Source organism: Heyndrickxia sp. MSNUG, from assembly GCF_049532715.1.
GTDB lineage: Bacteria > Bacillota > Bacilli > Bacillales > Cytobacillaceae > Mesobacillus.
On sequence record NZ_CP150978.1, the window covers coordinates 3561967 to 3581859 of the forward strand.

Annotated in this window: 19 protein-coding genes; all 19 read right to left on the reverse strand. The window is 41.3% G+C overall.

The features are described 5' to 3' along the window. Positions 1–29: 29 nt before the first annotated feature. Positions 30–710 (reverse strand): sporulation protein YtxC, encoded by a 681-nt coding sequence (gene ytxC, locus AABM38_RS17965; protein WP_423407617.1) that lies wholly within the window; start codon positions 708–710, stop codon positions 30–32. Then, positions 707–904, reverse strand: a complete 198-nt coding sequence (locus tag AABM38_RS17970) for a hypothetical protein (RefSeq protein ID WP_423407618.1) — start codon at positions 902–904, stop codon at positions 707–709. The genes ytxC and AABM38_RS17970 overlap by 4 nt, the downstream gene beginning before the upstream one ends. A 130-nt stretch (positions 905–1034) precedes the next feature. Beyond that, the gene (dnaI, locus tag AABM38_RS17975; RefSeq protein WP_423407619.1) at positions 1035–1967 is read right to left on the reverse strand and encodes a primosomal protein DnaI; all 933 of its coding nucleotides are present in this window, start codon (positions 1965–1967) and stop codon (positions 1035–1037) included. Positions 1968–1972: 5 nt separating this feature from the next. Then, complete coding sequence (locus AABM38_RS17980; protein WP_423407620.1) at positions 1973–3385, reverse strand: replication initiation and membrane attachment family protein; 1413 nt, start codon at positions 3383–3385, stop codon at positions 1973–1975. A gap of 203 nt (positions 3386–3588) precedes the next feature. Continuing rightward, positions 3589–4050, reverse strand: coding sequence for a transcriptional regulator NrdR (nrdR, locus tag AABM38_RS17985; protein WP_207500472.1), 462 nt, complete (start codon positions 4048–4050; stop codon positions 3589–3591). Positions 4051–4175: 125 nt separating this feature from the next. Further along, entirely contained in the window at positions 4176–4580 is a 405-nt protein-coding gene (locus tag AABM38_RS17990) for a hypothetical protein (protein ID WP_423407621.1), read from the reverse strand. A gap of 104 nt (positions 4581–4684) precedes the next feature. After that, positions 4685–5065 carry an adenosylmethionine decarboxylase gene (gene speD / locus AABM38_RS17995; protein ID WP_423407622.1) on the reverse strand — a complete coding sequence of 127 codons (381 nt, stop codon included), beginning with the start codon at positions 5063–5065 and terminating at the stop codon, positions 4685–4687. Positions 5066–5379: 314 nt separating this feature from the next. After that, on the reverse strand, positions 5380–6411 hold the full coding sequence (locus AABM38_RS18000) for a glyceraldehyde-3-phosphate dehydrogenase (protein WP_423407623.1): 1032 nt from the start codon (positions 6409–6411) through the stop codon (positions 5380–5382). Positions 6412–6992: 581 nt separating this feature from the next. After that, positions 6993–7592 (reverse strand): dephospho-CoA kinase, encoded by a 600-nt coding sequence (coaE, locus tag AABM38_RS18005; protein WP_423407624.1) that lies wholly within the window; start codon positions 7590–7592, stop codon positions 6993–6995. Positions 7593–7619: 27 nt separating this feature from the next. Next, a complete protein-coding gene (gene ytaF, locus AABM38_RS18010) occupies positions 7620–8252 on the reverse strand; it encodes a sporulation membrane protein YtaF (protein ID WP_423407625.1) in 633 nt (210 codons plus the stop codon). Positions 8253–8441: 189 nt separating this feature from the next. Next, complete coding sequence (gene mutM, locus AABM38_RS18015; protein WP_423407626.1) at positions 8442–9269, reverse strand: DNA-formamidopyrimidine glycosylase; 828 nt, start codon at positions 9267–9269, stop codon at positions 8442–8444. 79 nt (positions 9270–9348) lie between these two features. Then, a complete protein-coding gene (gene polA, locus AABM38_RS18020) occupies positions 9349–11982 on the reverse strand; it encodes a DNA polymerase I (protein WP_423407627.1) in 2634 nt (877 codons plus the stop codon). Between the two features lie 149 nt (positions 11983–12131). Continuing rightward, entirely contained in the window at positions 12132–13067 is a 936-nt protein-coding gene (gene hflC, locus AABM38_RS18025) for a protease modulator HflC (RefSeq protein WP_423407628.1), read from the reverse strand. Beyond that, on the reverse strand, positions 13060–14028 hold the full coding sequence (hflK, locus tag AABM38_RS18030) for an FtsH protease activity modulator HflK (RefSeq protein ID WP_423407629.1): 969 nt from the start codon (positions 14026–14028) through the stop codon (positions 13060–13062). The genes hflC and hflK overlap by 8 nt, the downstream gene beginning before the upstream one ends. A gap of 264 nt (positions 14029–14292) precedes the next feature. Next, positions 14293–16059 (reverse strand): two-component system histidine kinase PnpS, encoded by a 1767-nt coding sequence (gene pnpS / locus AABM38_RS18035; RefSeq protein ID WP_423407630.1) that lies wholly within the window; start codon positions 16057–16059, stop codon positions 14293–14295. Continuing rightward, entirely contained in the window at positions 16056–16772 is a 717-nt protein-coding gene (locus AABM38_RS18040; protein ID WP_335376419.1) for a response regulator transcription factor, read from the reverse strand. The genes pnpS and AABM38_RS18040 overlap by 4 nt, the downstream gene beginning before the upstream one ends. A 138-nt stretch (positions 16773–16910) precedes the next feature. Next, a complete protein-coding gene (locus AABM38_RS18045; RefSeq protein ID WP_423407631.1) occupies positions 16911–17387 on the reverse strand; it encodes a MaoC/PaaZ C-terminal domain-containing protein in 477 nt (158 codons plus the stop codon). A gap of 161 nt (positions 17388–17548) precedes the next feature. Further along, a complete protein-coding gene (mdh, locus tag AABM38_RS18050) occupies positions 17549–18487 on the reverse strand; it encodes a malate dehydrogenase (RefSeq protein WP_423407632.1) in 939 nt (312 codons plus the stop codon). A gap of 92 nt (positions 18488–18579) precedes the next feature. Further along, the gene (icd, locus tag AABM38_RS18055) at positions 18580–19848 is read right to left on the reverse strand and encodes an NADP-dependent isocitrate dehydrogenase (RefSeq protein ID WP_423407633.1); all 1269 of its coding nucleotides are present in this window, start codon (positions 19846–19848) and stop codon (positions 18580–18582) included. Positions 19849–19893 lie beyond the last annotated feature (45 nt).

Here is a 19893-nt window from a genome sequence, read left to right on the forward strand (position 1 = left end):
AGTTTGTAATGTTTTGAAAATCAAGTGGGCTAACGTATATTTTCACTGTCCTCACTTAAAAAATTTTCTTTATCTAACTCAAAAGCAGAAATCGGGTTAATTTTCACACGCTCTTCAAAAATATTAATAATCGTCCGCACCAGGGGCTGCTGTGCATCCTCTGTATATAAGTAGATGTTTTTTGGAGCAATCGATAAAAGAGGAGCAATCGTTCCAGAGTCGACATAGACTGGATGATTGACAAGCAATTTACGGTCAATCGCTTTAAACAGTTCGCTTCTCTTCATTTCAATAAAATACTGGTCGTAAAACGACATATTTTCATCGATAACGAGGTACAAATGGGCGAGCTGGGGTTTTCGGTCAGCAAGAAAACTCCTCAGGGTATGAACGAATACCTGATATTCCTGTTCCATTTTATACTCATCAATCGCAATCTCCACCCACTGGGAGAGCTGTTCGACATAAGCCTTCAATCTGAATTTCAGAAAAGAATCAAAAGAGAAAGAGATTTTTTCATTAAAAATCTCATTCACAGCTTTTTCAATGTGACCATTTTCTACGAGTCCTTCCATAAATGGGGCGAGCTCCTGCCGGTCACCTTCGAGAACAGAATAAATGATTTCAATGATTTGGTCCTGCTCTTCAACTTCAGTAAAAAGATAAGCTTCCGCCAGTATGGTCCTGAACCATTCCTCCCGCTTCGTCAATATGATGAAATCATAAAAACACCTTTTAGTTCATGAATCATTTCATCTTTATATAATTGATTTGGTATTTGCACTCTATTTCGATCTTCATTCAGAAGAATTGGATACGTTTCCGGCCATGAAGCAAGCCTGGCAATGAAGTGCTGGTACAAACTCCAGGCATCCTGCTTTTTTTGGAAGATGATTTCAATCAACCATATCCCCCCTTTTCAAATAATCCCTGATTATATATATGGGGGACTTGGACAATTTAGAAGTATCAAGGTGCCGGATTATCAGTGCAAAAAAAATAATGCCGCAGCTTTTAGGCTGCGGCATTGTTTTTTATATTCTTCGATTTTTCCCTTCCACTTTCACAGGGTCAGCAAGATATTTGATTCGTTCCATGATTCTCGCTGCTTTCAACTGCTCTTCTTCTCCCCGCTGGCTGTGTGTCAGATGATGTTCCAGCCCTTTCAGGTCAAAATTCGATGTAAAGAAGGTCGGCAGGTTTTCAAGCATACGGAATTGGAGAATCGTCCCGAGGATCTCATCGCGTGCCCAGCTGCTCATTGTTTCGGCACCGATATCATCGAGCATGAGGACATTCGCTTTTTTTATGGCTTCAAGCTTGTCATTTACGCTATGGTCACCAATTGCATTTTTCATTTCACGGAAAAACTCTGGAACGTAGACGATTAGCGAACTGACCTGTTTCTGTGCAAGTTCATTTGCTATCGCCCCAAGAAGATAGGACTTTCCGGTACCAAATGAACCATGCAGGAACAAGCCTTTTTGCTTTTGGCCAGGTTCATAGCTTTCAACGAAATCCTTGGCCATTTTAATCGCTTTGAATCTTCCTTGGTCATCAAGTTCAATATCACCAAATGACGCCTTTAAAATTTCCTTCGGCACGAAAATGCTATTGATCAACCGCGCATGCTTTTGACGCTCATCATGCATGATTTTTTTCTTGCAGCGGTCATATTTAATGTCAATATAATTCCCTTTGATAAAAAGCTCGGGTTCATATCCCTGTATCATGTTTTTACAGGATTCAAGGGTTGGGCAGTCATCACATCCCTTGCTTTGGGTAGTGAACTCATACAGTTTGGACATACTCCCGTCGAGCATCTCGCGGGTTACACGATCTGCGTTCTCGTCCAGGAATTGTTTTACATGATGATCCTGCATCACCTTTTGCTTGATCGCTTCGTAGCGAGTCTGGAAGTTTTGGTTGCTTGCCAGCTTTTTTAACGTTTCGTTTATATTTTGCACCTGAGTCACCTCCCAGATTTAAATTTCTTAAGTTCTTCTTCGAGCTTTTTCTTCTCTATTTCATAGTCATGATCATGATCCGGCGCACCAGCTTGCTGATTCTGTTCACCTTCACTCTTTTTCTCGAACCAATCTGGCAGAACTTCCTTGCGGACAGGTTTACGCTTGCCCCCAGAAGCAGGAGCCTTCTTGCCTTCCGCCCATTCAAGATATTGGCGGTGCTCATTTTTAGCCAGCTGCATTGCTTCATTAACCGTTGAAATTTTCTTCCGGGACCAGTGGCTAGCTATCTTTTCAATGTAGCCCTTTGCCAGCTTTTTATCCGTCTTGAGCATAACATAATCAACTAAAACATTCACCACTCCTGGCAGCAGTTTCTGGTTGAACATTACCTCTTCAATGATCTGTAAATCCGATTTGGATGGCTCCGCACCACCTGAATAATCAATCAGAAGCTGACGTGGAGAAATTCGTTCGAAATAGAGGATCAATTCCTCTTCCTTCGTTTTCGGCTTTGCAATCCCTGCTTTATGTTGAGCAGGCTGAACCCGGTCCAGCAGCGCAGGCAGCTGATCCTGATATTCAAATTGATACCAATCCCGTGCTGCCTTGCGCAATTCATCGATATCAATTTCATTTTCAGCATTGACTGCGCTCAGAACAATATTTTTCATTTTAAGAGCATCTATTCCGTACAGGAAGGCAAGGTTGCTGATTGCCTCCTTCACCTTCGCGGTAAAAGCCTTGTTGGGAATGAGCGACTCTTTCAACCCGCCCAAAAGCAAATCGTAGTTGAATTCACCAGGATCTATCTGGATTTTTGATGCTTCTGCCCGCCCTATAAAAGCATTGCCTTCCTCAGCCTGAAGGTCGACAGCGTAATCCGGATTACTCTTAAGTGCTTCAGGCGGCACTGACAGAAAAACGTCTTGAAACGCCTTGGTGATTTCCGCATATCCAGGATCGGATGCAATAGACTTATCACTAAAAAATCGCTTTAGTCGCAAGAACTGATTCTTGCCAACCTTACGATAGAGATAAACATTTAACATCCCATCAAGGAAAAACTGTTCCGGGGTGAGCGGAGGCTGCAATTCATATATAAAGGAACGTCCATCTTCTCCATTTTTAACAAAAGTCTTTAGCAGCCCCATCCCTTCAAGTTTCTGCCGGGCATGGTAGATTTCCTTGAGGTTCATATCCATAATGCTCATTAAGTTATGATGCGTTACAGACTCAGACCATAGGCGGTTTTCTTCAAGTTCAGCCCACATCGTCATGTAAAGACTTAAGCACACTGACCCAATCAAAGGCTGATATAAGAAGGTTAAAACCTTGCGATCATAATCATGCAACAAGCCGCCCGATGTGACGATATACTGGTCTACAGGCAAAGTTTCCTGCCAATGCTGCGCCATCCAAATCCCTCCTTCGGAACATATTCGATAAAAAAAGCTGAAGTTTCCTTCAGCTCCTTCATTATTTTTTGGGGTTACAACAGAACTTCAAGACTTTATCCAAATTTCCTTAAGGGTTGTTAAGGATTCTCTGGTTTTCCTTAGACTATAAAGAATCTTGAGTTCCTAAGACATTTCAAGTAACTTCAAAAGCTTTTATAACTTCAGGATTGTTCTTTTTTCAACAATTCTTTAAGTTCATCGATAAAGACATTTATATCCTTGAATTGGCGATATACGGATGCGAATCGGACATAGGCTACTTCATCGACCTTGGCCAGCCTGTCCATCACCATCTCGCCAACCGCGTCGCTCTTTATTTCAGATACGCCCTGGCTGCGCAATTCTTTCTCAACCTCAGAAGCAAGATCCTCGAGTTCTTTTAAAGCCACTGGTCGTTTTTCACAAGCTTTGATTAATCCACGCAGAAGTTTTTCGCGATTGAATTCCTCGCGTGTGCCTTCTTTTTTGACTACGATCAATGGAATCTCTTCCACTTTTTCAAACGTGGTAAAACGAAAGCCGCATTCTTCACATTCCCGTCTGCGTCGAATTGATCGGCTATCATCCACCGGCCTTGAATCAAGGACCCTGGTAGAGTTATTTTGACAAGTTGGACATTTCATTTCGATCAGCTCCGAATATTTTGAAATAATGGGTGATGGAAAAAACCTCACAATGCAGGCGCTTCCGCATTTTATTTATCCTTAACTATTATCTTATAAAAAAGTAAGTATCTGGACAAGAGGAACTATACATTTCCATTAATGCCCGAGCCAATATATGTATGCGTACGATCAATTTTTTGATAAAAAAGCACCAATTCATTTTTCAGTATAGGATTAATTCCCGCAGGCGAAAAGCGGTCTGTTGAAATGTGCAGGTCAACTGCGGTTTCAAAAGGCTTAGTCGTTACAACAGTAACGGTCATGAATGAAGGTACCTTTCTGTTAATCTCTGCAGAAATTTCACCATGTTCCTTTGAAACGCTCGTAATCCTGCATGATGGGTCTGCTTTCAGAAGTTCTTCAACTGATTGAAACATCTGATTGAAATTGGCTTTATAATAACGAGTTCTTAATTGTTCGTCCCGATGACTTTCACTCGTTCCGACAAACTTTTGGTAACGTTCTGTAAGGGCTTTTAAAAAAGACATTAAAGGTCCTCCCTTATAATCAATATAGTTACAGTGTACCGTATTTTGATATAAATTAAAAAAGAGGTGTATCGCTACACCTCTTGTTATCATTCGTAATTAAATTATAGAGCTTTAGCTTGTGCTTGTTTCACTTGCACTGGACCCATGCCGCGCGGAAGTTCAATATTCTCGCGAGTTTGAGCACCAAGAGCTTCTGCAATATAGTCAGCTGCAATATTAGGATTCAGATCACCGCATGTATAAACATCAATGCTGGCGTATCCATGTTCTGGGAAGCTGTGAATAGTTAAATGAGATTCAGAAATAATGACAACTCCGCTTACACCTTGTGGCGCAAATTTGTGAAATGCCACTTCGCGGATTTCAGCACCAGACTTCAAAGCAGCTGAAACGAAAGTTTGTTCAATATAATCCATATCATTTAATTTTTCAAAATCGCAACCCCAAAGTTCAGAAATTACATGACGACCCATTGTTTCCATATTCAATTTCCCCCTCTAACATTATTAGAATGAAATCCTTAGTTTCAATGGTATCTTAACTACCACGGGGGAAAGTTAGTCCAGAGAGGTCCTAACCCTTTAAGTAGCCAATTGGTACCGTTATTAAGAAGTTCACGATGACTAGTATACTTTGTTTATATTTTTTTTGCAACACATGAAAACAAAATTTTTTTCATGATTTTTCACGAGATTTTTTCACAATTTCATAGAAACTAAGTTAATAGGCTTTAAGGTACTCCAATTACAGCAAATATAAATAAGCTTGCCGTGACCGGCAAGCTTAAGTCCGTTTTTTATCCAACTTTTACTGTAACAGAATTTAACATTGCATGGGCAACATACTTCGTAAGGTCAACAACCCTGCTTGAGTAGCCCCATTCATTGTCATACCATGCAAGAACCTTGACTTTATTTGCACCGATCACCATAGTCGACAGTCCATCCACGATTGCTGAGTGTTCATTCGTGTTAAAGTCAATGGATACGAGAGGCTCTGTAGTAATATCGAGAATTCCGTTAAGGTTCCCTTTTGATGCTGAGTAAAATGCATCGTTGATTTCGTCAATCGTTACTTCACGTTTCAAGTCGACAACAAGGTCAACTAGTGAAACGTTTGGAGTCGGAACTCTTAATGCCATGCCATGCAGCTTGCCTTTAAGCTGGGGAAGCACAAGAGATAAAGCCTTAGCAGCCCCCGTTGAAGTAGGAATAATCGATTGGCCGCAAGAGCGTGCCCTCCGCAAGTCCTTATGTGGATTGTCGATGTTATTCTGGTCATTCGTATATGCATGCACAGTCGTCATCAATCCATTTTCGATGCCAAAAGTATCATCAAGTACTTTTGCCACTGGAGCAAGACAGTTGGTCGTACAAGACGCATTGGAAATCACATCGTGTTTTTCAATATTTAATGCGCTTTCATTTACTCCTATCACAATAGTGATATCCTCATTCGTACCAGGTGCAGTCAAAATGACCTTCTTTGCACCAGCATCAAGGTGGAGCGCAGCCTTGTCTCTTGAATTGAATTTCCCTGTTGCTTCTATGACAATATCAATCTTCATTTCTTTCCATGGAAGCTCTGCAGGATTTCGGTTGCTTAATAATTTTACAGTTTTTCCATTCACGAGCAAATGATCATCCCCAGGAATGACTTCACCTGCAAATTGACCATGTGTTGAATCATATTTAATTAAATGCGCCAGAGTTTCAGCTGGATAGCTCGCATTGATTGCTACAACCTCAAGATTGTCTTCAAGAATGGCTCTTCTGAAAACCATTCTGCCAATTCTCCCAAAACCGTTTATCGCTATTCTCGCCTTCATTGTACGGCCCCTTCCGAATTAGTGTTATACTTAATAACCACTTTGTATGGTATTAGTATAACATATTGGATTTTATTTGTGCTGATTAAATGCACACATTTTAAATATAAAATAATTCTGACAACTAAAGCGTAATATATCTCTCATATGGAATATTATTTTCTTTTATTTTTGCCATAATCGTTGTGAAATTTGTACTAATACCTACTTTGGTGTACATCCTTCGCTGTGATTCACTTAACAGAGGGCATTCATAACAATCATGGGATAATTAAAAAATACAACAAAAAAAGAGCCATAAAGGCTCATGTAGCTTGTCGACAAAGATACAGGTCACAGATCAGTTATTGAAAAACCTGTTGATTGGAGTGGAAGGCGCGAAGACTCCTGCGGGATCAGCTGGACAGATGAGACCCCGCAGGAGCAAAGCGACGAGGAGGCTCAGCGCCAGCCCCGAGGAAAGCGAAGCGCCTGGAACGGAAATCAACAGACCTGTTTTACTTCCCAAGCATGATAAAACTGGTAGACAAGCTCGCTTTTTTATCGAGTTTGTCTACAGTCTGAAAGAGCCATAAAGGCTCCTATAATATTCCCCAGTCTTTTAAAATATCCATCAACTGAGCTTTTGTATGCTCAACGCTTCCACGATTATCGATCACCGTATCTGCCCACTTTACTTTATCCTTTAATGGCATTTGGGATTTTATTCTTGTTAATGCTTCTGATTCGGAAAACCCATTTCGTTGCATTAGTCTTTCCTGCTGGGTTTCTTCGTCTACATAAACAAGAATGATTTTTTCAACAAGGCTCGTGAGCTTGCTTTCAAAAAGCAGAGGGATATCCATGACAATCGCTTTTTCATTTGCTGCTTCAGCAGTATGCCTCTTTTGCGCCATCCTTTCTCTTACTGCAGGATGGACGATTGAATTAAGCAAATTTCTTTTTTCTTCGTCATTAAAAATAATTGAACCTAATTTCTGGCGATTTATCGTGCCATCTTCAGCTAATATCGATTTCCCAAAGTGGCTGACAATATCATCGTATGCTTTTTCTCCTATATCAACAGCAAGTCTGGCCTCTATATCTGCATCAATCACCGTGATCCCCATGTCAGCAAACATGGCGGATACCGTGCTTTTCCCGCTTGCTATACCTCCGGTTAATCCTATAACTAATGACATTCACTTTGTATTCCTTTCACAGGGCTGTTAAAGCTTCAGCACCCCAATTATGATCAATAGAATTCCTGGGACAAAGGAAAACTTCTGCATCCAGCCAATTTCAGAAAAATGACTGCCAAGTTTCATGCCGGCATATACGAGTAATGAACTCATACAGGCCGCAGTTAAAGCCAAATATCCTGGTGAGAAGCCAAGCATTGCCGCTCCGATCCCAGCTCCAAATGCATCAAGGGATAAGGCAAGCCCCAGCATGACTGCTTCAATGCCATTGATTGTGCCAGATCTGTCAAAATCGGCAGTCATTGGCTTTTTCAGGATGTTGATGACAATCCCAAGTGATTTAATCTCAAAATTAAGAATGATTTTTTCGTGGCAGAGCAATTCCGTTTTGTCCGGACGGAAAAATTGATATAAAACCCATCCTCCAAGAAGGATCAAAACGGATCCGCCCAGCTTTTCGGCTAGCTGAGGGGAAAAAAAGCTCTCAAGAAAATGACCGATAACCATGGCAGCCATCAGGACAACTGCAGAACAGACTGCAATCACCGCTATCGATTTCAGTGGTATTCTCATTTTTCGCAATCCATACGTAAACCCTACACTAAAACTGTCAAGACTGACAGCGAATGCAAGTAAAAGCAGAGAGATTGTTTGTGCCATAAACGGAGCTCCTTCCTGTCAATCGCTACGTTAGTATATGGAAGGAGCCTATTTATGGTGAGAATCAATCTGCCATTATTCACTTATTGGATTTGGGTAAAGTGATCTGTTGATTTCCGCTCCAGGCACTCGCTTTCCGCACGGCCACGGTAGCCTTAGCTTTAACCTGGTGAACTTATTAAATGGCTTTTAAAGCTTTTGGCACCTTGGACAAAAATGGGTTCCCCTGCCTCCAACAACTGTTTTCTCCAGAGGAGTGCCACAAACCTTGCATGGTTCATTTTTACGGCCGTATACAAAAAGCTGCAGCTGGAACATGCCAATCTGTCCCTGGGAGTTAACATATGAACGAATCGTGCTTCCTCCCTTTTCTACTGCTTCAGACAGGGTATTGACGATTTCTTTATAAAGCACTGCCTCTTCCTCACGTGTCAGTGTGTTAGCAATACGTTCAGGATGAATCCTGGCCCGGAATAAGGATTCATCAACGTATATGTTCCCGAGCCCCACAAGGATTTTTTGATCAAGAAGGGCTGGCTTTATCTTTCTATTAGTCTTTTTCAGCTTTTCGGAAAGCCATTCAACAGAAAATTGCTCTGAAAAAGGTTCAGGTCCTAAATCAGCAAGCGGCTGCGATTCAAACTCTTTCCCTTTTTCATATAAATGCATCGTTCCGAACTTCCGGACATCCTTATAACGCAATTCTGTACCGTCGGTAAAGTGAAAAATGACATGTGTATGCTTGTCCACAGGGTCACCGGCATTAAATAATCCGTACTTGCCTTCCATTCTTAAATGGGAAACAAGCGCAAGCTTTTCAGTGTAAAGAATAAGAAACTTTCCTCTTCGGCCAATTTCCTTAATTATTTGTCCTTTCAGGGCATCGTTAAATTGCTCTGCTTCTTCAGGACGCTTGATCATTTTTGGCCAGGACACTGAAACATGCTTGATCTCTTTCCCCGTTGCGAGAACCTCTAAAGTTCTCCTTACGGTTTCTACCTCTGGAAGCTCAGGCATCCGATCCCGCCTTTCTAAACTTATGGTTGTTTCTTCAACATTGTTGCTTTATATGCACCATTTGCGTATGTTAATTAACTTACTTTGCGTCATACCAGGTTGGACCGAAAGCATAATCCACCTTAAGCGGCACTTTTAGTTCAATGGCATTTTCCATCACATCAGGAACAACTTTTTTCAGCTTTTCAATTTCGTCCTTCGGAGCCTCAAAAATCAGTTCATCGTGTACCTGCAGAAGCAGCCTTGTCCTTAGCCCCTCTTCCTTAAGCCTGTCAGCCATATCAATCATTGCTTTTTTTATGATATCCGCTGCGCTGCCCTGGATTGGTGTATTCATTGCCGTCCGCTCTGCGAAGCTGCGCAAATTAAAATTCCGGCTCGTAATCTCAGGGATGTATCTGCGGCGGTGCAGCAGGGTCTGAACGTACCCTTTTTGCTTTGCATCCTTTACGATTTCATTCATGTACTCTTTTACACCAGGATAGCTTTCAAGATAACGTTCGATGAATTCTCCTGCTTCCTTCCTTGAAATACTTAAGCTTTGAGATAGTCCATAGTCGCTGATTCCATAAACAATTCCAAAGTTTACAGCCTTTGCGTGGCGGCGCATATTGGAAGTGACATCATCTTTCCCGACCTTGAAAACCTCCATAGCCGTCTTTGTATGAATGTCCATATCATTCTGGAAAGCCTCAATCAATTTTTCATCTCCAGCAATATGCGCCAGCACACGGAGCTCAATCTGTGAGTAGTCTGCCGCAAAGATGACCCAATCTTTTTCGGAAGGAACAAATGCCTCCCGGATTTTCCTGCCTTCTTCCAGGCGGATCGGGATGTTTTGCAGGTTTGGATCTGTAGAGCTTAATCTTCCCGTCTGGGTTAATGCCTGATTGAATCTCGTATGGACCTTTTCTGTTTCATTATTAACTACTTTTTGCAGTCCTTCAATATAAGTGGATTGAAGCTTTCCAAGCTGTCGATAATTAAGAATTTCTTCTATGATTTTATGTTTTGGCGCCAGTTTCTCAAGAACATCCGCTGACGTTGAATACCCTGTCTTAGTCTTCTTTGCAGCTGGCAAACCAAGCTTTTCAAAAAGGATGACCCCTAATTGCTTTGGAGAATTGATATTGAATTGCTCGCCTGCCATTTCAAAAATCCTTGTTTCGATTTCAGCCAGACGGCTCTTGATTTCTTCTCCCATATTGACAAGCCGATTCATATCGAGTTTTACGCCTTGATATTCCATATCGGCCAATACAAGTGACAAAGGCATTTCAAGGCTGCTAAACAGATCATGCTGGTCATTTTCCCATAATTCGTTTTCAAGCTTTTCTTTTAACAAAGCCAACGCAGCTGCCTTACGGACAAGATGTTCACCGAGTATTTTCTCTTCCGGAATCCTTCGTTTTGCCCCTTTGCCATAAACGGCTTCGTCTGATTGAACACTCAAGAAACCATGCTGTTTTGCAGCTGCAGACAAATCATCAGGATTCTCAGATGGATTTAGAATGTAGGAAGCAAGCGCAACATCAAAACCAGCTCCTTTAAGATGAATTCCGTGATGTCTTAAGCTGACTTCTGAACGCTTTGCATCATAAACAGTCTTTTTACAGGTTTCATCCTCAGCCCATATTTTGAAATCATCAGATTCAAGAGCCAATTTTGCCGGCAAATAAAAGCTGCCTTTCTCACTTACGACAGCAAAGCCAACGATGTCAGCATAATGATAGTTATCCTCAAGCACCTCAACATAAAAAGCACTTTCCTTTGCAAACATTTCCGGGGTAATATTGTCCGCCTGTTCAAACTCAATATCCTCGAGCTCGACTGTGTTTCCTGCTTCAACATCCCCGCCCAGCTTGTCAAGAAGCGAATTAAAACCAAGTTCTTTAAATATTTTCATGACTTTTTCTTTTTCTGAACCTTCATATTCCAATTCATTCAAGCTCACTTCAACTGGCGCTTTTCTCGTTATGGTTGCAAGTTCCTTGCTCATCACAGCCTGTTCTTTAAACTCCGCAAGCTTTTCCTGAAGCTTTTTGCCGCTGACTTTTTCAATGGATTGCAACAGATTTTCAAGTGTTCCATATTCTTTAAGCAGCTTAATCGCCGTTTTTTCGCCTACACCAGGGACTCCAGGTATATTATCTGAAGCATCCCCCATAAGCCCCTTCATATCGATGATTTGTTCGGCAGTTAGGCCATATTTCTCCTGGATATGGGCCGGTGTATACTCCTCAATATCTGTAATGCCCTTCCTTGTGATATTGACAGTCGTCTTATCAGAGCTTAGCTGCGTTAAGTCCTTATCCCCGGATATGACCTTCGTCTCGAAGCCTTCTTTTTCCGCATGCAAGCTTAATGTGCCGATAATGTCATCGGCTTCATAATTTTCCAGTTCATATTGAGGAATACCGTATGCAGACAACAGTTCACGGATAAACGGAAATTGTTCGGATAGTTCAGGCGGAGTCTTTTGCCTTCCGCCCTTATATTCACTGAAGGTTTTATGCCTGAAGGTCGTTTTACCTGCATCAAAAGCAACCAAAATGTGTGTCGGTTTTTCATCCTCCAGGATTTTCATTAACATCATCGTAAACCCGTAGACTGCATTCGTATGTATACCTTTTTCATTGTTCAATAGCGGCAGCGCAAAGAAAGCGCGGTACGCTATACTATTTCCATCTATCAATACAAGCTTTTTAGACATGTAATTCCTCCTCTTTTTAATAGCAACATGCGCCAACAAGTGCCCGTGTTATTTCTTTTTTAATGTAAGAAAAGACCGTTAAATTACTTCCTATTTTATCATGAGAGATGATAGAAAGAAAAATAACGGCCTTTTTGGGCAGCTCAATATTAATTTGTATAGCCCATCAGCATTCGTGCATACGGTGAATTTGATGGCAGGACAATGACGGTTTCACCGTCAATTGTTTTCTTATATGATTCGAGTGTACGGAACATCGTATAGAATTCAGGGTCCTTCGAAAAGCTTTGGTTGTAAACCTTAGCTGCTTCCCCTTCACCTTCACCCCTGATCATTTCAGCATCTGCTGACGCCTTAGCGAGGATTTCCTGTACATTCCTATCTGTTTGGGCAATAATCCTATTCTTTTGTGCGTCACCCATTGAGAGGTATTCCTGTGCCTTAGATTCCCGTTCCGATATCATTCTTGTAAAAACAGACTTTTCATTTTCAGCAGGAAGATCCGTTCTCTTCATACGCACATCGGTAACCATGATCCCATAATTTCCGCCTGCTAATAGTTCATTTACTTTAGCTGTGACTCTGTCATTCAATGAACCTCTGGAGGACTTTTCATCATTAATGATTTCATCATAGTCCAGCTGGCCAAGCTCAGAACGCACAACGGAATAGATGAATTCTTCCATTCTGGATTCAGCGGCATCAAGAGACCTTGCATTTGAAATCATCTTTTTAGGATCTTCAATTCTCCAGATCGCATAGTTATCTATTAACATTCTCTTCTTATCCTTAGTATTGATTTCTGCTTGTGAAACATCATAAGTCATCTGGTATTTAGGCAAAGTAGTGACGCTTTGCACAAAAGGTATTTTATAGTTGAGTCCTGGTTCCTTGATAATCTTTACTACCTCACCAAACTGGCGAACCACTTTATACTCTCCTTGCTTCACAATGAAAACATTGGTGAATATTAATACTAGCAGGGCGACCAGAATAATCAGGAAAAGTCCAAGCTTCGTGTATTTTCTCCAGCTGAATGAACCGCCTGTTTTTTCATTCGAATTAATAACGTTTTGATCAGCCATTATCCTTTTCACTGCCTTCCTTTTCTGACTTAGGCTTTTCAGTCTCCAGCGGACGAATCGGGAAATACTTCATCGTGTTCCCTTCATCGTTCATGATGTATATTTCAGTGCCTGGCAGAACTTGTTCAAGCGTCTCAAGGATAAGCCGCTGTTTTGTGATATCTGGGCTCTGTTTGTATTCCACATACAGTTTGTTGAATACGGCCACGTCGCCTCTTGCACGTTCAATCCTAGCCGCTTTTTCACCTTCCGCACGAGAAATTAGTGCATCTTTCTCCCCTTGAGCTTCATTAAGCTGCTTATTCTGGTATTTCTTGGCTTCATTGATTTTTGTATTCATCGTCTCACGGGCATCCGTTACATCAGTAAATGCCTTACGCACTTCTTTATTGGGCAATTCAACATCCTGGAGCTTAACCCCAAGAACAGAAACACCCATATCGTATTTTTCTATTAGTGATGACAGCAAATCACGCACATCTGCTTCAATTTTCGCCTTACCGGAAGTCAGGGCGTCGTCAATTTTGGAATTCCCGACTATACTTCTTACAGATGCTGATGTAGCATCATAAAGTATTTCTCTTGGATTGTCCGCATTGTATAAATATTTCTCCGGGTCAGTAATTTTCCACTGCACCACAAGGTCAGCAAGCACAATATTTTCGTCACCTGTGATCATTTTCGTCTCATCAGGGAACTCTTTTATTTCTCCATCGTTTTCTTCATAGCCAAACTGAAGGCTGAATGTCTCCTTGGATAGCTTTTCTACACTTTGAATTGGCCAGGGCAGCTTGAAATGCAATCCTGGATCGCTGATGCCATCCTCTACCTTGCCGAATGTCAATATCACAGCCTGTTCAGACTCATCAACGGTATACCAGGTCGTAAAAGCCAGTAAACCTAAAATAATTGCAAGAATCACGATCCCGCTGGTAAGATAAATCTTTTTTAAGCTCGCCATTTTATTCCCCTCTTTCTGCACTTCTGTCTATGTTGGTATTTACGTTACATCCATGACAAAAGTTTCAAAAGAATCATCATTCAAAATAGTTTTTTAGACAATTGAAAAAAGCACAAGCGGGGTCTGCTTGTGCTTTTTTCTAGCTCCTTGGATGAAGGGGTTTTCACTAATGATTGTAGCAACTTAGTGTTAAGAAAAAATAAACCCCTTGTTAAGCTATTGTAAATTTATGCAAATATGAAAAAGAACGAACAATTAGGATCTTCAACCAGGAAACCTCTTATAAAGCCGTACGGTAAACGTTGTCCCTTTGCCGACCTCACTTGTAACTTCAATATTTCCTTTATGGGCCTCCACAATATGTTTTACAATGGCCAACCCTAGCCCTGTACCACCAGAATTCCTGCTTCGGGCCTTATCCACACGATAAAAGCGTTCAAAGATACGAGGAATTTCACTTTTCTCAATTCCAATCCCGGAATCCTTTACAACTATAGAAACCATTTCTTTTTTATCAAATAACGAAATCGTGATGGTCCCATGATTTGGAGAATAGGTAATGGCATTGCTTACCAGATTGATCAACACTTGTTTGATCCTGTCCGGGTCACCTTCAATCACCATATTTCCGCTGATCTGTCCTATTTCGAGGGTAATGTCTTTCTCTTCTGCCTTACCTCTTAAAATTCCAAGCACGTCCGTAATTCCCTGCAACAAGTCCACTTTGCCGATTGTTAATTTGAATCCGTGCTGTTCAATTTTGGATAGATCAAGCAGCTCCTGGATAAGAACCTGAAGACGATCGCTTTCTTTTAAAATAATGTCCAGAAATGCTTCAAGTGTCCCTTTATCATGCATGGCGCCATCAAGCAGCGTTTCAGAAAAGCCTTTGATAGAAGTGATTGGTGTCTTTAACTCATGTGAAACATTTGCGACAAAGTCCTTCCGCATCTGTTCCAGCTTTTTCAATTCGGTAATATCATGAAAAACCAGCAGAATCCCTTTCCAAACATTATTTGTCCCAATAATCGGCACCCCATACACTTCAAAATGGCGGCGTTCGATCTCCAAAGGCAAAACAACTTGTTTACGGACCTTTTGTTCTGTCATGAAAATTTCTTCGACCATTTGGGAAATCTCTTCATGTTCGATCACTTCATAATAAAGCTTATAAAGATACTCTGAAGGGTCTACGCTGAATATTTCTCTATATGGCCGATTAATTAGATTTATATAGCCTCTGCTATCTATCAAGATCAATCCACTGCCCATATTTTCAATCAGGGTAGTTAAACGGTCCTGCTGGGATTCCTTTGCTTTCATTAACTCCTGCAGGTTTCTTGCCAGAATATTAATGGATGCACTGAGCATACCCGTTTCGTCAATATGATCTTCATAAGTCCTTGCGCGGTAATTTCCCTTAGCAAGCTCAATTGCGACATTTGTTGCAGATTCGATTGGCTTTGTATAGCGGTTTGTGATTCTTGTACCAAGCAGAATAATTACAATAAGAGCCAATCCCAAACTGATCGTAAGAATCCACCAAATCTGGCGGTATGCCTTTTGCAGTTCATTGATTTGTGTCGTTAAAAAAACGTACCCTTCTTTTTTATCTTTATGAATGAGCGGCTTCCAATAATAATGAAGGTCATATCCTCCGCCAATTTCAAGATCACTCTGTTCTTTTGGCTTATCTTCAACAACATCACCGATAATCTCATTATGTCTGCTAGTATTTATTGACGAAATTTTGCCAGTATCATAACGGATGTCACCACCCATATCCACTAATGTGATCCTTGCGTTCAAGAGGTCACCCATCCGGTCAATTTCATTTATATCCAGTTTGTCCAAACCGCCATTTTGCTCGATATTAGCTGTTAAAAGGCTCATTTCTATTTTGATCCGTTCATTGAATGAATGAATATAATAATTCTTAAATAACTGGCCTAGTACTAAGCCTAAACCTACCAATACGATGATGATCAGGGTAATAAGGGCAAACAAAAGACGTGTCCGGTATTTTGTCATTCTCCCTTAGGTTCCTCCAGCTTATATCCCAGTCCGCGAATGGTTTTAATATAGGATGGTTTTTTCGTGTTTTGCTCAATTTTCTCACGCAAATGGCTGATATGTACGTCAACAATCCTTGTGTCACCCGCAAAGTCATAATTCCATACAGAACTCAGCAGCTGATCCCGTGTCAGCACTCTGCCTTTATTCCTGGCTAGAAACAACAGCAGCTCAAACTCTTTAGGAGTCAATTCAAGCAACTCACCCATGAAATAGGCTTCATAAAATTCAGGAAGAATCTTCAATTCTCCGATTTTGATTTGTCCTTCATCTTCCTGCTTTTCCTCTACGGCATCAGGAAGAGTCTGCACCCGTCTCAATATAGCTTTTACCCTTGCTACAACCTCGCGAGGGCTGAAAGGTTTTGTCATATAGTCATCCGCACCCAACTCAAGGCCTAGCACTTTGTCAAACTCATCATCCTTGGCAGTAAGCATTAAAATTGGCACGTTTATTTTCTGCTGACGTAGCTGCTTGCAAACTTCAATCCCATCCAGCTTCGGTAGCATTAAATCCAAAATCATTAAATCCGGGTTTTCTTCTGCAGCAATATTGATCCCTTCCTCACCATCCATTGCTGTTACCACAATATAACCTGCCTGTTCCAGGTTATACTTGAGCAGCGTCACGATTGACTGTTCATCATCAACAACCAAGACCTTCTTGTCCATATAAGCCTCCAAAAAAGTTATTACCCCTGTTTTCATCCATTTAGCACTATCTACATTATAATATCAACCTATCAATGAAAATCAAATTTTTAAGATGTAAAAAAGGATATACATTTACATGTATATCCCCGCTACGTTTTAAAAATTTTCCAATGCCCTGCCGTCCATTCGCTGGACTGGATATGGCGGACATACAAGCAGTTTCCCTTTAATCACGGTTTCGTCATTTTCATTCTTGCCGGAAACCGTGATTTCTACTGTATGCTTGCTCTTGATTACCTCAGTTACCTCAAATAGAAACTGGACAGTCCCATAATGATAAACGGGCTTCACGAACTCTATATCCTGTTTTAAAATGTTGCTTCCCGGTCCCGGCAAATATTTCGAAACAGCTGAAGTTATGATCCCATTAAGCATAATCGCCGGAACGATCGGCTTTTCATAAGGAGTTTGTGAAGCATAGTCATGCTGAATATATAAAGGATTCGAATCATTCGTTAATCCTAAATACAAAAGTAAATCTTTATCCTCAATTTTTTCAGTTAACGTCAGTTTTTCGCCGACAGTAATTTCTTCAAGCTTCCTGCCGAGCTTACGTTTTTTTCCAAGCAGCATAGCCTTTACCCCTTTGCAATAGAAGTTTAGATCCTTGCATTCCAATCCCTTGTCCAAAAACATACTTATTAATTTGTGCAAAAAAATCGGGGAATATTCCCCGATTCTCTTATTTCATGCTCTGCCAAAACACAGGCTTTTTAGTAATAATCAGTTAGTGATTAAGCAAGTACTGACATAACATTGCGGACTGCATCAGCAGACTTGTCAAGTGCGGCTTTTTCTTCTGCAGTTAATTCAAGCTCGATTACTTTCTCGATTCCGCCTGCTCCGAGGATTGTTGGAACACCAAGGTAGATGCCTTCATATCCATACTCACCTTCTAAATAGGCAATTGACGGCAAGATGCGGCGCTGGTCCTTAAGGATTGCTTCACACATTTCAACCAATGAAGCAGCAGGAGCGTAGTATGCGCTTCCATTTCCAAGAAGGTTAACAATTTCGCCGCCGCCTTTGCGTGTGCGTTCAACGATTTCTTCCAAGCGCTCTTTTGGAATAAGAGTCTCAAGCGGAATACCGCCAGCGTATGAATAACGGACAAGGGGAACCATGTCGTCACCGTGTCCTCCAAGAACAAAACCTGTAACGTCTTTAACAGACAAGTTTAATTCCTGTGCGACGAATGTACGGAAACGAGCTGTATCAAGTACGCCTGATTGGCCAATTACACGATTTTTAGGGAAGCCTGACTCTTTAAAGATTGTATAAGTCATAGCATCAACCGGGTTAGTTAAAACAACGATAAAGCAATTTGGAGAATGTTTTGCGATCTCCTGGGTAACATTCTTCATGATTTTTTGGTTAGTCTGAACAAGGTCATCACGGCTCATGCCAGGTTTACGGGCAATGCCAGCTGTTACGACAACGATGTCTGAGTCTTTCGTATCTTCATAGTTTGATGTACCAGTAATATTCGCATCAAATCCCTGAACCGGGCTCGCTTCAAGCATATCTAAAGCTTTACCCTTTGTAGGGTTCTCCATTTGCGGAATATCAACTAATACTACATCCCCAAGCTCTTTTTGTGCCAGCAAAAATGCGGTAGTTGCTCCTGTGAATCCTCCACCAATGACTGAAATCTTTTTGCGTTTCAATGACATAAGGCTTCCTCCTCAGAACGAACATATTTTTATGAAGATATAGATTTTTATATAAAGGCTACCCTTAGAAAAGGGTAGCCTTCAAACCATTATTAGCCCATGTTCTTGATTAGCTCATCACCGAACTCAGATGTCTTAACTTCTGTAGCACCGTCCATCAAACGTGCGAAGTCATATGTTACAACCTTAGAAGCGATTGATTTTTCCATAGACTTTACGATCAGGGTAGCTGCTTCAGTCCAGCCAAGATGTTCTAACATAAGAACGCCAGAAAGGATAACTGAAGATGGGTTAACTTTATCTAATCCAGCATATTTAGGAGCTGTACCGTGAGTCGCTTCGAAAATAGCGTGGCCAGTTTCATAGTTGATGTTTGCTCCCGGCGCGATTCCGATTCCGCCTACTTGTGCAGCTAGTGCATCAGAGATATAGTCGCCGTTCAGGTTCATTGTTGCAACAACATCGAACTCTTTCGGACGTGTTAGGATTTGTTGCAGGAAGATGTCCGCAATTGCATCCTTAACGATGATCTTGCCTGCAGCTTCTGCATCAGCCTGTGCTTTGTTCGCAGCATCTGCGCCTTGCTCTTCCTTGATTTTATCATACTGTGCCCAAGTGAAGACCTTGTCGCCAAATTCTTTTTCTGCAAGCTCATAGCCCCAGTTTTTGAACGCGCCTTCTGTGAATTTCATGATATTGCCTTTATGTACAAGCGTTAATGACTTACGGCCTTCTGTGATGGCGTAATTGATCGCTGAACGTACAAGGCGCTCTGTTCCTTCTTTTGAAACAGGCTTGATACCGATACCTGAAGTTTCAGGGAAACGGATTTTATTTACTCCCATTTCGTTTTGCAGGAATTCAAGAAGTTTCTTCACTTCGTCAGATCCGCTTGCGTACTCGATACCAGCATAGATATCTTCAGTGTTTTCACGGAAAATAACCATGTCAGTGTCTTGAGGACGTTTTACAGGAGAAGGAACACCTTCGAACCAACGAACAGGACGCAGGCAGACGAATAGATCCAATTCCTGGCGCAATGCAACATTAAGAGAGCGGATTCCGCCACCGATAGGAGTTGTTAAAGGTCCCTTAATTGCGATTAAGTATTCATTGATTAACTCTAAAGTTTCGCTTGGAAGCCACTCACCAGTTTGGTTGAATGCCTTTTCTCCAGCAAGAACTTCTTTCCAGACAATCTTACGCTCACCCTTGTATGCTTTTTCAACAGCAGCATCAAGAACGCGTACAGAAGCTGCCCAGATATCTGGACCTGTACCGTCACCTTCGATAAAAGGAACGATTGGGTTGTTTGGTACGTTTAAAACTCCATCTTTAACTGTAATTTTTTCACCTTGCATTTTTTTCTCTCCCTTCGAAATCAGTAACAGAATCAAAGGTTAGCA